This window comes from Nonomuraea roseoviolacea subsp. carminata, assembly GCF_024172185.1.
GTDB lineage: Bacteria > Actinomycetota > Actinomycetes > Streptosporangiales > Streptosporangiaceae > Nonomuraea > Nonomuraea roseoviolacea.
The window spans coordinates 5,026,256-5,040,549 of the sequence record NZ_JAMZEC010000001.1; the positions used below are offsets into that span (position 1 = coordinate 5,026,256).

Below are 14,294 nucleotides of genomic sequence, written 5' to 3' on the forward strand. Positions count from 1 at the left end.
AGACCAGTTCTTTGCATCTCGGTGACGTTGAACGGATGACGGCCCGCATGTTGCCAGAATGGGACGGTCAGCGCCACCGGCTGGGAGGATTGACAGGTGAGCAGCGTGGACGACGTCCTGTCCGGCCTCGATCCGGAGCAACGCGCGGTCGCCGAGGCCGTGCGCGGTCCTGTGTGCGTTCTGGCTGGTGCGGGCACCGGCAAGACCCGGGCGATCACCCATCGCATCGCGCACGCGGTGCGCAGCGGGGTGGTCGACGCGCCGAGCGTGCTGGCCGTGACTTTCACCACACGGGCGGCCGGCGAGCTGCGGCAGAGGCTGCGCGCGCTGGGCGCGCCGGGGGTGCAGGCGCGCACGTTCCACGCGGCGGCGCTGCGCCAGCTCACCTACTTCTGGCCGCGGGTGATCGGCGGCGAGGCGCCGTCGGTGATCGAGTCCAAGCTGCCGGTGCTGTCGGAGGCGTGCCGCCGGCTGCGCCGCGGCGCCGACCGGTCGGAGCTGCGCGACATCGCCTCCGAGGTCGAGTGGGCCAAGGTCACCCAAATCGGCCCCGAGGACTACGCGGCGGCCGCGGCCAAGTACAACCGCACACCGCCGGTGCCGGCCGAGGAGCTGGCGCGGCTCTACGACGCGTACGAGCAGATCAGGCGCGAGCGGCACCTGGTCGACTTCGAGACGATCCTGGAGCTGACCGCGGCGGTGATGACCGAGCACCAGGAGGTGGCGGCGCAGATCCGCCAGCAGTACCGCTACTTCGTGGTCGACGAGTACCAGGACGTCAACCCGCTGCAGAAGCTGCTGCTCGACACCTGGCTCGGCGGGCGCGACGACGTGTGCGTGGTCGGCGACCCCAACCAGACGATCTACTCCTTCACCGGCGCCACGCCCCGCTACCTGACCGGGTTCGCCGTCGAGCACCCCGACGCGGCCGTGATCAAGCTGGTGCGCGACTACCGCTCGACCCCGCAGGTGGTCGACCTGGCCAACCTCGTCATCGCCAAGGGCCGCTCGCCGCACCGCCTGGAGCTGGTCGCGCAGCGGCCCGACGGGCCCAGGCCGGGCTTCCACGAGTACGACGACGAGCCCGCCGAGGCCGCCGGGGTCGCCCGGGCGATCAGGAAGCTGCTCGACCAGGGCGTGCCGTCCCGCGAGATCGCCGTGCTGTTCCGCACCAACTCCCAGTCGGAGGCCTACGAGGAGGCCCTGGCCAAGGCCGAGCTGCCCTACGTGGTGCGCGGCGGCGAGCGATTCTTCGAGCGCCCCGAGGTGCGCCAGGCCGTCGTCCTGCTGCGCGGGGCGGCCCGGTCGGCCTCGGACGAGCCGCTGGCCTCGGAGGTCCACCACATCCTCGCCGGCCTCGGCCTGACCCCGGCGCCGCCCGGCGGTGGCAAGGCCCGCGAGAAGTGGGAGTCGCTGCGGGCGCTGGCCGACCTGGCCGAGGACATGGCGGCCGAGGGGGCCGACCTGCACGGGTTCGTCGCCGAGCTGGAGCGGCGCGCCTCCGAGCAGCACGCGCCGCCGGTCGAGGGCGTCACGCTGGCCTCCCTGCACGCCGCCAAGGGCCTGGAGTGGGACGCGGTGTTCCTGGTGGGCCTGACCGACGGCATGCTGCCGATCGTCTACGCGGAGACGCCCGAGCAGATTGAGGAGGAGCGCCGCCTTCTCTATGTGGGCATCACCCGGGCCCGGCAGCACCTGACGCTGTCGTGGGCGCTGTCGCGGGCGCCCGGGGGACGCAAGGGGCGCCGGCCGTCCCGCTTCCTCGACGGCCTGACCGGCCGCGCCTCCTCCTCCGCCGCCGCCCGGCCGCCGGGCCCGGCGCGCGAGCGGCGGCAGGTGGCCGCTCCGGTGAGCTGCCGGATCTGCGCGAAGACGCTCGTGGCCGCGGCCGAGCAGAAGCTGGGCCGCTGCGCCACCTGCCCGGCCGACTACGACGAGGATCTGCTGGAGAGCCTGAAGGCGTGGCGCACGGCCACGGCCAAGGAGGGCAAGATCCCGCCGTACGTCGTCTTCACGGACGTGACGCTGCAGGCGATCGCCGAGCGGGTGCCGCGCACCGAGCAGGAGCTGCTGTCGATCCCGGGCGTCGGCCGGGTCAAGCTCGACCGGTACGGCGAGGCCGTGCTGTCCCTGTGCCGCTCCGCCTCATGACCGACCCGGTTTGGGGGAGAGGTTGGCGACAAGTCAGACTTGCCGTACCAAACTTGCACGTCCTGAGGGGGACCCGTGAACGAGGCGCTGAAGGAGCTGCTCGACCTTCTCGACCTTGAGCAGATCGAGCTCGACATCTTCCGCGGGCGCAGCCCCGAGGAGCGCATCCAGCGGGTCTTCGGCGGACAGGTCGCAGCCCAGGCGCTCGTCGCGGCCGGCCGCACGGCGCCCTCGGACCGCGCGGTCCACTCGCTGCACGCCTACTTCATCAGGCCGGGCGACCCGTCCGTCCCGATCGTGTACAACGTCGAGCGGGTGCGCGACGGGCGCTCCTTCACCACCCGCCGCGTCGTGGCCATCCAGCACGGCAAGGCCATCTTCACCATGTCGGCCTCGTTCCACATCTTCGAGGAGGGGCTGGAGCATCAGGCGTCGGTCATGCCCGAGGTGCCCGACCCAGCGACGCTGCCGACCTTCCAGGACCGCATGTACGCGCTGGTGGGCGACCGGCCGGAGTACCGCGACTGGCTCTCCCGGCCCCGGCCGGTGGACGCCCGCTACGCCACGCCGCTGACCTGGGAGGCCCACCGCAACCCCGAGCTGCGCAGCGCCAAGACCAACGTGTGGTTCCGCTACGACGCCGACCTGCCCGACGACCCGCTGCTGCACGTGGTGCTGGCCGCCTATGCCTCCGACTTCACGCTCGTCGACACGGTCCTGCTCGCCCACGGCATGGCCTGGGGCGCCTCCGACCTCCAGGGCGCCTCGCTGGATCACGCCATGTGGTTCCACCGGCCGTTCCGGGCCGACGACTGGCTGCTGTACGCGCAGCAGTCGCCGTGGGCGGGAGGGGCCCGCGGGCTCGCGCGCGGTGAGATGTTCACCGCGTCCGGTGACCTCGTCGTGTCCGTCGTACAGGAGGCGATGATCCGTGTCACGAAGTCGTGAAATCGCAGGTGGAAAATAGGTTGCCGGTTTCTGCGTTCCCGGTTTAGGGTCATGGTCAAGCAAGTCGGACGGTCCTGTCCGGCGATCCGTAGATGGAGGTGAGTCCCAGTGATCAGCATCAACATGTCGGCCACGCAGTGGCTCGCTTCCGCATGCCGTAGCACGGTGAGGCTCGCCGATGGGCCGGCCAAGCTGCGGCAGGAGAAGTCTGCCCGCAGCCAGGCTCCCGTCTACGCGCGCGTCCACCTGGGCGCCGCCGCCCCGAGTGCCCCGGCTGCCGCCGCAGGCGCCGACGTGCCGACCCAGCAGATCACCAAGGGTGGAATGCGCGGTCCGCAACCCTGGAGGGATGCTCCGGTCACAACCTGACCGGCACAGAGCAGCCCCCAGGCCGCGGATCCGCACCAAGGATCCGCGGCCTTCTTGTTTGTCCGTGATCCCCGACCACCTACGAGGTGCCCGACCAAGATCAACAGGATCGAATCAAAGGAGACACAGATGGGGGCCAAGACGATCATGGACCTGATCGACGAAGCCAAGATCCCCTGTCGTACCGACCCTGACCTGTGGTTCGCCGAATCGCCGCAGGACGTGGAGTTCGCCAAGACGCTCTGCGGCGGCTGCCCCATCCAGAAGGCCTGCCTGGCCCGCGCGCTCGAGCGCGAGGAGCCGTGGGGCGTCTGGGGCGGCGAGCTGATCCTCCGGGGCGTCGTCGTGCCCCGTAAGCGGCCCCGCGGGCGTCCCCGCAAGCACCCGGTCGCTGCCTGACCCACCTTTCCGTACCGCAGTTCTTCATCAGAAAGCAGACAAAGCAATGAGCATCGGAATCATCCACAGCCTCGAAGTGCCGCATCTGAGCCATGACCTGATCAACGACCGAATACAAACCCTCCACCGCGAGGCGGAGGAGCAGCGGCTCATCGCCGGCGTCCAGCGCGTGGAGCGGGCGCGGCGACAGGTCCAGCGGGCCAACGAACGGCTGCGCAGGGCTCTGAACCGCCAGGTGTGACGCGGAGATCCTGCCGCCGGCGCAGGATCTCCCGTCCACGGCCATGAATGACAAGGGGCCGGGCGCGAACGTCGCGCCCGGCCCCTTCCCGTTGTCCCGGAAGTGTCAGAAGTACCGGGAAGTGAGGTCCGTCGTCGGCCACGTCCGCACCGCGCTGGCCGCCTGGCCGAGGATCGGGTCGATCGAGTCGAAGTCGGGGCTGCCCGTCTCCTCACGCCGGTTGAAGATCGCGCAGTAGCTGACGCCGTTCTGGATCCGGGCGAGGAAGCTGAACGTGCCCGGCATCGACCCGGTGTGCCAGGTGTTGAGCGTGCCCACGTTGTTGTTGCGCACGCTCCAGCCGAAGCCGTACCACGAGCCGCCCGAGTTCATCCCGATCTCCGGCTTGGCGAAGATCCGCGACAGCGACGTGGAGTTGAGCACCGTCCCGGCCTTGTCGAAGACGAAGCCCCACTTGACCAGGTCCACGGCCGAGGCCAGCCAGCCGCCGTTCGCGTCCTGGTTGGGCATGTTGAACCCGCCGTACGGGTACGGCACGACGTTGCCCGAGTCGTCGAGCACCGTCTTGTTGGTGAACTTCGAGCTGTAGGTGACCTCGCTCGTCCCGGTCTCCGCCAGCAGGCTGCGGCCGAGCTTCATCCGGGTGATGCCGGCCGGCGCCAGCAGCTTCTGCTTGACGTACGCCTCGTAGCTCATCCCGGACACCTTCTCGATGATCCGGCCGAGCAGCATGTAGCCGTAGTTGCTGTAGGCGTACTTCGTGCCCGGGTCGTAGTCGAGCTTCCTGGCCGTGGCCCACTTGATGATGTCGGCGTGGTCGATCGGCAGCGAGATCCCGAGCGATGCGGCGATCGTGTGGTCGGCCCAGAGCTGGTCCGGCGACACCGCGCGGTCCCAGCCGCCCAGGTGCTGGAGCAGCCGGGTCACGGTCACCTCGGCCAGGCGGGGGTCGGCGTCGGCCGACAGGCCCAGCAGCGTCGTGACCGGCGCCGTGAGGCTCAGCTTGCCGTCCTGGGCGAGCCGGGCGATGGCGGCACCGGTGATGTTCTTGCTCAGGCTCGCGATCCGGAACAACGACGTCGGCTGCACCATGGAGATGAACCTCGGCTTGCCGGGCAGGATCTTGCTGTACGAGCCGTAGCCGCGGGCCAGCAGGATCTTGCCGTTCTTGGCGACGGCGAGCTGGGCGCAGCTGATCTCCCGCTCGGTGACGTACTTCTGCATCGCCTGGTCGAAGGCGGCCAGCGAGCTCGGCGCGACGCCGGTGGCCGGCAAGGAGGACGCCGCCCGCGCGGGCCGGGCGCCGAGCGCGATGGCGGGCACCGCCGCGGCACCCGTCTGGAGCAGGCGTCGTCGGCTCAGCGTAGTCATGATGTCCCCTCTAGCCTCAACTGCAACATTAGGGACCTTTACTACCACAGTCAGTAGATAAGCCTCCTTGCGAGCGGCCGGGATCGGCCTATGATCCCGGGGTTCCCCGACCGTCCCCGGCCCCGAAGGGACTCCTGCCACGTGACCACGCGACGCCTTCTGCCGCCGCCCACCCCCCGGCTCTCGTTCCGCGAGCTGGTCCCCGACGACCTCGACGACATGGCCGCCCTGCTGGGCGACCCGGAGGTGATGCGCTACTACCCCAGCACGCGCACCCGGGAGGAGTCGCTGCGCTGGATCGAGGCCGGTCAGCGCAGCTACGCCGAGCACGGGATCGGGCTGTGGGCGCTCACGGTGCGCGAGACCGGCGAGTTCGCCGGCAACTGCGGCCTGACCCGGCAGCCGGTCGAGGGCGAGGTCTTCACCGAGGTCGGCTACCTGGTGCCGCCCGCGCTCCAGGGCCGGGGCTACGCCACCGAGGCCGCCCTCGCCTGCCACGACCTCGCGCGCGACGTTCTCAAGGTGGACCGGCTGATCTCGATCATCCACCCGGACAACGTCCCCTCCCGGCGCGTGGCCGGGAAACTGGGCCTCACCCTGGAGCGCACGGCCCTGTACTACGGCCTGCCGCGCAGCATCTACTCGACGACCTTCGGCGAAAACTGACCTCGCGCGTATTCCGGACGTTTCGTCGCGCCATTGACGGCGCGATGTGAATGCGGTCACGAAAAAGAGGCCCGGAGACAATTCTCCGGGCCTCTTCGCTGGTAGCGGGGGCAGGATTTGAACCTACGACCTCTGGGTTATGAGCCCAGCGAGCTACCGAACTGCTCCACCCCGCGTCGGTGTGTGTCTTGAGACTATAGGCAGGGCCGTACGGTGGCAAATCGATTGCCGGGCCCCGGTCTCCACGGCGTTCCAGAAGCGCGTGCGCATTGCGCCCGCACAAAGCAGAAGGCCCGGAGGAAATCCTCCGGGCCTTCTGACGTGGTAGCGGGGGCAGGATTTGAACCTGCGACCTCTGGGTTATGAGCCCAGCGAGCTACCGAACTGCTCCACCCCGCGTCGCTGTGTGCCTAAAGACTATAGCGATCGCGGGGCAGTGGCAAATCGACGCCACCACGTGGCGCCTACGTGCCGCCCTGCGGGCTCGCCGAGGCCGACCCCGTGGGCGTCGAGCTCGGCGAGGGCGAGGCGGAGGACGAAGGCGTCGCCGTCGGCGCCGGAGTGCCCGTGGGCGCCGGCGTCGTCGTCGTGGCGGGCACCTGGGAGCCCATGCCCTGCAACGCCTTCAGGGCGTCGTCCAGGCGCTTCTGCGCCTTGCCGTAGGCGTCCCAGTCGGGCGGGCTGGCCTTCAGGGCGTTCTGGGCGTCCTGGTAGGCCTTCTGCGCCGTGGTGATGGCCTGGGCGAGGGCCGACGTCTGCTGGTTGGGCTGCGTCTGCTGCGGTTGCTGCTGGTTGGGCTGGGTGTTCTGCTGGGTCTCGCTGAACACCTGCGCCAGCGCGTCCTCCAGCTTGTCGCCCGAGCCCACCTTGTTGCCGAACGCCACCAGCACGCGCCGCAGGATCGGGTACGGCTCCTGGCCGGTGCCGGCCTTGGTCTGCACGTACACGGGCTCGATGTAGATGAGCCCGCCCGCGTAGGGCAGCGTCAGCAGGTTGCCGTACCGGACGTTGGCGTTGCCCAGGCCCAGCGGGCCCAGCTCGCCGGAGAACTTGTTCTGGAAGTTGTTCTGCGCCTGGCCCGGACCCGGGATCGCGGTGTTGGACGGCATGCGCAGGATGCGCAGCTTGCCGTAGTCCTGGCCCCAGGTGGAGCCGGCCGCCATGAACGCCGCGAGGTTCGGCCCCTCCTTGGGCACGAACGTCGTCGTCAGCGAGAACGACGGCTTGGCGTCCTGGACCGGCATCGTCGCGGTCAGGTAGTACGGCGGCTGCTTGATCGACTGGTTGCCCTGCGACGGGTCGCTCGGGACGTTCCAGAAGTCCTGGCCGTTGTAGAAGGCCGAGGCGTTGGTGATGTGGTAGCGCGAGAGCGTGTAGCGCTGCACCTTGAACAGGTCCTCGGGGTAGCGCACGTGGCTCAGCAGGTCGGGGCTCATCTTCGAGACCGGCTGGAGGATCCCCGGGAACGCCTTGCTCCACGTCCGCAGCACCGGGTCCTTGTCGTCCCAGGCGTACAGGGTGACCGTGCCGTCGTAGGCGTCGACCGTGGCCTTCACCGAGTTGCGGATGTAGTTGATCTTGTCCTGGGGCTGCTGCGCGACCACCCGCCGGTCGACGGCGGTGTCCCGGGTCATGTCGCCCAGGCTCTCGCTCTGGGAGTACGGGTACTCGTTGGAGGTCGTGTAGCCGTCGATGATCCAGGTGACGCGCCCGTTCACGACCGCCGGGTACGGGTTGCCGTCGAGGGTCAGGAACGGCGCCACCTTCTGGACCCGGTCGCGCGGGTTGCGCTCGTACAGGATCTTCGAGTGGTCGTTGATGTCGCCCGACAGCAGGATGTTCTTCTCGCCGTACTTGGCCGCATAGACCAGCCGGTTGACGAACGAGCCGACCGGCACGCCGCCCTTGCCCGCGTACGTGGTGTTCTTCTGGCCGGTGCCGCCGGTGTCGGGGTAGTCGAGCTCCTGCGGCCGGCTCGGGTCGCCGCCGGCGATGACGTACTCGCTGGAGTTGATCTCGCCGAAGTAGACGCGCGACTCCTTCAGCCCCGTCGAGCCGGCCAGCGGGCCGGTGACCGGCATGTCCTTGGCGTCGTAGGCGGGCAGGCCGCCGGGGTCGACCTCGTTGCCGGGCGCGGCGACGATGCCGTAGCCGTGGGTGTAGACCAGCGCCTGGTTGATCCAGTTGCCCGGGCCGTCGGGGGAGTTGAGCAGCTCACGGACGCCCACGACGTGGTCCACCAGCTTGCCGCTGGCGTCCTTGTACCGGTCGACGTCGAGCTGGTCGGAGAAGCCGTAGAAGCCGCGGATGCGCTGCGTCTGGTCGAACGTGGACGACACCAGCGCCGGGTCGAGCAGGCGAACACCGCTCACCGACGCGTCGCCGTCGGTCTTCACCTTGGCCGGGTCGGACTCCGCGGAGTACTGCAGGATCTCCGCGTCGTCCACCCCGTACGCCTCACGGGTTGCCTTGATGTTGCGGTCGATGTAGGCCGCTTCCTTGAGCTGCTGGTTGGGCTTGACCTGGAACTGCTCGACCAGCGCCGGGTAGACGCCGCCGATCAGCACCGCCGACAGCACCAGCAGGCCGAACGACACGCCGGGCAGCATGCCGCCGGGCCGCACCACGCCGGCGAAGAACAGCACGGCGCAGATCAGCGCGATGATCGCCAGGATGGTCTTGGCCGGGAGGACGGCGTTGACGTCGGTGTAGGACGCCCCGTCGACGTAACCCCGGTCGGAGAACACCAGCCCGTACCGGTCCACCCAGTAGGCCACGGCCTTCAGCAGCACGAACACGCCGAGCAGCACCGACAGGTGCACCCGCGCGGCGCGCGAGGCGTGGACGCCGGGCGACTGGAGCCGGAACCCGCCGTACAGGTAGTGCGTGATCGCCGCCAGGACGATCGAGATGATCACGGCGGTGAACAGGAAGTTCAGCACCATCCGGATGAACGGGTAGTCGAACATGAAGAACGACACGTCCAGGCCGAACAACGGGTCGGTCTTGCCGACGGTCGCCCCGTTGGCGAACTCCAGCCACGTCTGCCATTCCCCCGCGAAGGAGGAGCCCGCGAACAGCGCGAGCATGCCCATGCCGACGATGAAGATCAGCTTGCGGTGGGGGTCGAGCGCCATCCGGTAGCGGTCGGCGCCGCTTCCCCCGCCGAACACGGCGGGCCCGAACATCGGCCGGGTGCGGTAGGCCAGCAGCATGTTGCCGCCGACTATGCCGACCATCAGCACCGCCCCGATGAGGAACAGCACGATCTCCGTCAGCAGCACACCGGAGAACACCGAGGTGTAGTCGACCGAGTCGAACCACAGATAGTCGGTGTAGATGCCGGAGAAGAGGAAGAACAACGCCACGATCGCCACGAGCGCGATCGCGACGGGCAGGAGCAATCTCGGCCGGCGGGGCAAGCGCATCGCCCGGCCGGCTCCTGGGGTCCGGAAGCTCAAGGCCAACCCCTCGTCGTGGTGAACAAACGGTCCGTGTCTGGCAACCTACACCGCTGTGCCAGCCCTTCGACTAACGCACGGCGATCGGCGGAAGTTTCCGCGGACGTCATCCGGCCGAGCAGGCCGGCACCTGTCCCTTACCCGTGCGGAGGGCGTCCAGAGCCTGCACCGCCTCGTGCAGTGAAGTGGCCTTGACCAGGCGCAACCCGTCGGGAACGGCCTTCATGGCCTCCGCGCAGTTGTCGGCCGGCGTCAGGAAGACGGTCGCCCCGGCCTTGCGCGCGCCGACCATCTTCTGAGCGATCCCGCCGATCGGGCCGACCGCGCCGGACGGGTCGATGGTGCCCGTCCCGGCGATGTCCTTGCCGCCGGTCAGCTCGCCCGGCGTGAGCTTGTCGAGGATGCCGAGCGAGAACATCAGCCCGGCGCTCGGCCCGCCGACGTCGCCCACGTTGATGTCGACGTCGAACGGGAACTTGTACCGCGCCTGCATCACCATGCCGACGACCGCCTTGCCCCCGGCGCCGCGCACGGTGGGCACGGTGACGTCGAGCTTCTCCTGGCCGCGGGTGATCGAGAACGTCACGTCGCGGCCCGGCTCGACCGCCTTGACCGCCTCGGAGATGCCCTCCACGTCGCCGACCGGCTTGCCGCCGACCGCGGTGATCTCGTCGCCCTTGCGCAGCTTCCCGTCGGCCGGCTTGCCCTTCTCGGTGGACGCCACCGACACGGCCGTGCCGTACGGGATCTTCAGCTCGGTGAGCGCCGCGGCCGTCGCGTAGTCCTGCGAGTTGGCCATCTCGGCCGTGTTCTCCTCCTCGACCTGCTGCTGCGAGCGGGTCTCGGGGAAGATCGCCGACTGGGGCACCACGGCCACGGTCGGGTCGAGCCAGCCGCGCAGCGCGGTCAGCAGGTCGATCTGGCTGCTCGGCCCGCCCTGGTAGGCGACGGTGACGAGGTTGAGCTGGCCGCTGGTCGGATAGGTCTGCCGGCCGGTGATGGTGATCACCGGCTTCTTGTCGACCTCGCCGATCGTGTTCTCGGTCGGCCCCGGGCTCAGCACCACGTACGGCACCTTCATCACCGCGCCCATGACGCCGAGCGAGAGCACGAGGAAGCCCGCAACCAGCAGGGTCAAGGCGCGACGCGACATGAGCACGAGCTTATTCGCAGGCGCCGACCCACTCGGCCGAGCCGTCGGCGAAGACCTGATGTTTCCAGATCGGCACCTCGGCCTTGAGGTCGTCTATGAGTCTGCGTGAGGCGGCGAACGCCTCCCCGCGGTGCGGCGCCGCCACGGCGACGATCACCGCGATGTCGCCCAGCTCCAGGTCGCCGACCCGGTGGACGGCCGCGAGCGCCGTGACGGGGAAGTCGGCCGCGACCTTCTCGGCCACGCGCCGCAGCTCGGCCTCGGCCGTCGGGTGCGCCGAGTAGGACAGGCGGGTCACCGGCTTGCCGTGGTCCTGCTCGCGTACGGTGCCGACGAACAGCGTCGTCCCACCGGCGGCGTGGTCGCCCACGGCGGCGAGCACCTCCTCCACGGAGAGCGAGGTGTCACGTACGCCGAGCAACCGGATGACGTCCACGACGAAAGCCTACCGAACCCGTCACTGGCGGCGCTTGCGGCGGACCTGGCGCACGATGGCGGCGGTGCCGATGACGGCGACCGTCGCGCCCGCCGCGGTGAGCGTGGCCTCCTTGACCGGCAGACGCCTGCCGACCACGGTCGTCGCCTTCTCGCGCAGCTCCAGGAGCTGCTTGAACGCGGCCTCGTTCGTCCACGACGGCTTCCAGCCCGCCTCGCGCAGCCGGGCGCAGTCGACCACCCACGGATAGACGACGTAGTGCAGGTCGGTGGCCGGCGCCGGGGTGATGCCGAGCCGGTGCAGCCGCTGCGCGGTGCCGAACGTCAGCCCCGCCGGCAGCTCGAACCTGCGCAGCCCCGACAGCTCCTCGACCTGCTCCTGCTCCAGCCAGCCGTCGGAGCCGACCCCGACCACGCCCGTCACCACGCCCCGCGCCGCGAGGTCCAGCGCCGACACCAGGTCGTCCACGTGGCAGAACTGCCAGCGCGGCGAGCAGCCCTTGACCGTCAGCAGCCGCGGCGACTCGAAATGACGGGTGATGACCGTGTCGACGCCGGGGCCCACGACCGCAGCGGGCCGCAGCACCGTCACCTCCAGGCCGGGATGGCTGCGCAGCGACCGCCGCGCGAGCGCCTCGATCTCCAGGTAGTCGCCCACGACACCCGTGTCGGGCTCGGCCGCCACCGCGGCGTCCTCCGGCAGCGGCACGTCGTTCTCGGGCGCGGCCCCGTACACCATGGCGCTCGTGACCAGCACCACACGCCGCACACGCGCGGCGGCGGCGGCCGTGAGCACGGTCTGCGCGGCCCTCAGGTTGTACGCGCGGCGCTCACGCGGGTCGGAGTCGACCGCGTAGTCGCCGGCGAGGTGGACGATGACGTCGATGTCGGAGATGCGGTTCGCCAAGAGCGGATCGCGGACGTCGATGACTCTCCAGGTCGCCTCCCGGACGTCGCCGCGCTCCTCGTCAATGGCCACCACCCTGCGGAAATCCGCGGAGGATACGAGCCTTGCGAGCAGCTCGCGGCCCAGCCCTGAGGCCGCGCCGGTGACGGCGACGACTGGTTGGCGCGGGCGTTTCGAGGTAGGCACCAGGTCCTCACTTTGCACTGATCCGCCGCAGGACGACTAACGTGGCGGATGTGGACTCCTCCATCCTGCACGAGGTAGAGCGGTGACTGACCTGCCAGGTCGCGAAAACGACCCCAACGAAAACCCGTTCGCCATGTTCGGCGACCCTGAGCAGATGGCTCAGGCGATGCGCCAGTTCGCCGACATGCTGTCGGCTCCCCAGGGATCCGGCCCGGTCAACTGGGACATGGCCAAGAACATCGCCCGGCACGCCGTGGTGGCCGAGGGCGATCCCAGCGTCATGGAGGGCGAGCGGCGGCAGATCGTCGAGGCCCTGCGCCTGGCCGATCTGTGGCTGAACGAGGCGACCACGCTGCCCAGCGGCGTCGGCGCGCCCGAGGCGTGGAGCCGCTCCGAGTGGATCGAGAACACGATCCCCGTCTGGCGCACGCTGTGCGAGCCGATCGCCGCCCGCATGGTCGAGACCATGGGCGGCGCGCTCGGCGGCTCGGGCCTGCCGCCCGAGGCCCAGCAGATGGCCGGGCCGCTCATGGGCATGCTCAAGCAGATGGGCGGCATGATGGTCGGCCAGCAGATCGGCCAGGCCCTCGGCTCGCTGGCGCGCGAGGTGATCGGCACCACCGACATCGGCCTGCCGCTGTCCGACCGGGCCGCGCTGCTGCCCGGCGGCATCGCCTCGTTCAGCCAGGGGCTGGAGCTGCCGTCCGACGAGATCCGCCTCTACCTCGCGCTGCGCGAGGCCGCGCACCACCGGCTGTTCCAGCACGTGCCGTGGCTGCGCGCCCACCTGCTGGGCGCGGTCGAGGAGTACGCGCGGGGCATCACGGTCGACACCTCCGCCCTGGAGGAGCAGATCCGCGGGCTCGACATCAACAACCCCCAGGCCATCCAGGAGGCGCTGAGCGGCGGCGCGCTGCTCAAGCCCGAGGAGACCGAGCGGCAGAAGGCCGCCCTGGCCCGCCTGGAGACCGCGCTCGCCCTGGTCGAGGGCTGGGTCGCCACCGTGGCGGGCCACGCCGCCGAGGGCAAGCTGCCCTCCGCCGGCGCCCTGGCCGAGACCGTACGCCGGCGCCGCGCCACCGGCGGCCCGGCCGAGCTGACCTTCGGCACCCTCGTGGGCCTCGAACTGCGTCCCCGCCGGCTGCGCGAGGCCGCCGCGCTGTGGGAGGCGGTCCGCGAGGAGCGCGGCGTCGACGGGCGCGACGCGCTGTGGTCCCACCCCGACCTCATGCCGTCGGCCGACGACCTCGACGACCCCGAGGCGTTCGTGCGCGGCGAGTCGGCGTGGGACATCTCACAACTCGAAGGCGGGCAGGGAGACGCGAAGGACGAGCCGAGGGACGAGTCGAAGGGCGAGGACGACCAGAAGTGAGCCGCCTGCACGGCGACGCGGTGGCCGTCCTGTCCGGCTGGACGGCGCCCACCGCCGAGGAGGAACGGCTCCGCGTCGGGTTCCTCGACCACCTGCGTGACCACGACGACGCGATGCTGCGCGCCTGCGTGCCCGGCCACCTCACGGCCACCACGGCGGTGCTGTCGCACGACGGCGGCCGGGTGCTGCTCACCCTGCACCCCAAGGCCGGCATGTGGCTGCCGATGGGCGGCCACTGCGAGCCGTCCGACTCCTCGCTGGCCGACGTCGCCCTGCGCGAGGCCACCGAGGAGTCCGGCATCCCGGGCCTGGAGCTGCTGCCGGGCCCGCTCGCGCTCGACCGGCACGAGGTCTGGTGCCACCCGCCGCGAAGCTGGCACCTCGACGTCGAGTACGCCGCCGTGGCGCCGCCCGGCGCCGAGGCCGTCATCAGCGAGGAGTCGCTGGACCTGCGCTGGTTCCCCGTCGACGAGATCCCTGAGCTGTCGGACGAGGCCACCCGGCGTCTGGCGGCACGCGGAAGGGACATTCTCCTGTCCCGTCTTACACCGCGTTCACAGGTGTCCGGCTAGAGTCCGTAGCGTTCCACGCTCGCGGCGCCCGGCCCGGGTTCGGAACGTTCCAGAGGGGTAGAT

General features: G+C 70.2%; 13 protein-coding genes and 2 tRNA genes. 8 read left to right on the plus strand and 7 right to left on the minus strand.

The window, feature by feature from the left end:
* The first annotated feature begins 105 nt into the window (after nucleotides 1-105).
* The 5 genes from HD595_RS23430 to HD595_RS23450 all read left to right on the plus strand — a co-directional run bounded on the left by HD595_RS23430 (nucleotide 106) and on the right by HD595_RS23450 (nucleotide 4,108).
* On the plus strand, nucleotides 106-2,151 hold the full coding sequence (locus tag HD595_RS23430) for an ATP-dependent DNA helicase UvrD2 (RefSeq protein ID WP_308211370.1): 2,046 nt from the start codon (nucleotides 106-108) through the stop codon (nucleotides 2,149-2,151).
* A 75-nt stretch (nucleotides 2,152-2,226) separates the two neighbouring features.
* On the plus strand, nucleotides 2,227-3,099 hold the full coding sequence (locus tag HD595_RS23435; protein ID WP_253772438.1) for an acyl-CoA thioesterase: 873 nt from the start codon (nucleotides 2,227-2,229) through the stop codon (nucleotides 3,097-3,099).
* A gap of 108 nt (nucleotides 3,100-3,207) precedes the next feature.
* The gene (locus tag HD595_RS23440) at nucleotides 3,208-3,468 is read left to right on the plus strand and encodes a hypothetical protein (protein WP_175592639.1); all 261 of its coding nucleotides are present in this window, start codon (nucleotides 3,208-3,210) and stop codon (nucleotides 3,466-3,468) included.
* Nucleotides 3,469-3,597: 129 nt separating this feature from the next.
* A complete protein-coding gene (locus HD595_RS23445) occupies nucleotides 3,598-3,867 on the plus strand; it encodes a WhiB family transcriptional regulator (protein ID WP_253772440.1) in 270 nt (89 codons plus the stop codon).
* Nucleotides 3,868-3,913: 46 nt separating this feature from the next.
* A complete protein-coding gene (locus HD595_RS23450; RefSeq protein ID WP_253772442.1) occupies nucleotides 3,914-4,108 on the plus strand; it encodes a hypothetical protein in 195 nt (64 codons plus the stop codon).
* Between the two features lie 105 nt (nucleotides 4,109-4,213).
* Here the strand turns inward: HD595_RS23450 and HD595_RS23455 are convergent, their stop codons facing one another.
* Nucleotides 4,214-5,479 carry a serine hydrolase domain-containing protein gene (locus HD595_RS23455; RefSeq protein ID WP_253772444.1) on the minus strand — a complete coding sequence of 422 codons (1,266 nt, stop codon included), beginning with the start codon at nucleotides 5,477-5,479 and terminating at the stop codon, nucleotides 4,214-4,216.
* 141 nt (nucleotides 5,480-5,620) lie between these two features.
* On the opposite strand from HD595_RS23455, the gene HD595_RS23460 reads away from it, so the two are divergent.
* Nucleotides 5,621-6,145, plus strand: a complete 525-nt coding sequence (locus tag HD595_RS23460; protein ID WP_253772446.1) for a GNAT family N-acetyltransferase — start codon at nucleotides 5,621-5,623, stop codon at nucleotides 6,143-6,145.
* Nucleotides 6,146-6,244: 99 nt separating this feature from the next.
* On the opposite strand, the gene HD595_RS23465 is transcribed toward HD595_RS23460, so the two are convergent.
* The 6 genes from HD595_RS23465 to HD595_RS23490 form a co-directional block, all read right to left on the minus strand.
* Nucleotides 6,245-6,321: transfer RNA gene (locus tag HD595_RS23465), tRNA-Met, on the minus strand.
* Nucleotides 6,322-6,467: 146 nt separating this feature from the next.
* Nucleotides 6,468-6,544, minus strand: a tRNA-Met gene (locus tag HD595_RS23470).
* Between the two features lie 65 nt (nucleotides 6,545-6,609).
* Complete coding sequence (locus HD595_RS23475; protein ID WP_253772448.1) at nucleotides 6,610-9,573, minus strand: UPF0182 family membrane protein; 2,964 nt, start codon at nucleotides 9,571-9,573, stop codon at nucleotides 6,610-6,612.
* A 139-nt stretch (nucleotides 9,574-9,712) separates the two neighbouring features.
* Nucleotides 9,713-10,759, minus strand: coding sequence for a YlbL family protein (locus tag HD595_RS23480; protein WP_253772450.1), 1,047 nt, complete (start codon nucleotides 10,757-10,759; stop codon nucleotides 9,713-9,715).
* Between the two features lie 10 nt (nucleotides 10,760-10,769).
* Nucleotides 10,770-11,195 carry a molybdenum cofactor biosynthesis protein MoaE gene (locus tag HD595_RS23485; RefSeq protein WP_253772452.1) on the minus strand — a complete coding sequence of 142 codons (426 nt, stop codon included), beginning with the start codon at nucleotides 11,193-11,195 and terminating at the stop codon, nucleotides 10,770-10,772.
* A 21-nt stretch (nucleotides 11,196-11,216) separates the two neighbouring features.
* Nucleotides 11,217-12,290 carry an NAD-dependent epimerase/dehydratase family protein gene (locus HD595_RS23490; protein ID WP_253781281.1) on the minus strand — a complete coding sequence of 358 codons (1,074 nt, stop codon included), beginning with the start codon at nucleotides 12,288-12,290 and terminating at the stop codon, nucleotides 11,217-11,219.
* Between the two features lie 79 nt (nucleotides 12,291-12,369).
* Here HD595_RS23490 and HD595_RS23495 point away from each other — a divergent pair, with 79 nt between their 5' ends.
* A complete protein-coding gene (locus HD595_RS23495) occupies nucleotides 12,370-13,659 on the plus strand; it encodes a zinc-dependent metalloprotease (RefSeq protein WP_253772454.1) in 1,290 nt (429 codons plus the stop codon).
* Nucleotides 13,656-14,231 (plus strand): NUDIX hydrolase, encoded by a 576-nt coding sequence (locus HD595_RS23500; RefSeq protein ID WP_253772456.1) that lies wholly within the window; start codon nucleotides 13,656-13,658, stop codon nucleotides 14,229-14,231. Before HD595_RS23495 ends, HD595_RS23500 begins: the two co-directional genes overlap by 4 nt.
* Nucleotides 14,232-14,294: the final 63 nt, after the last annotated feature.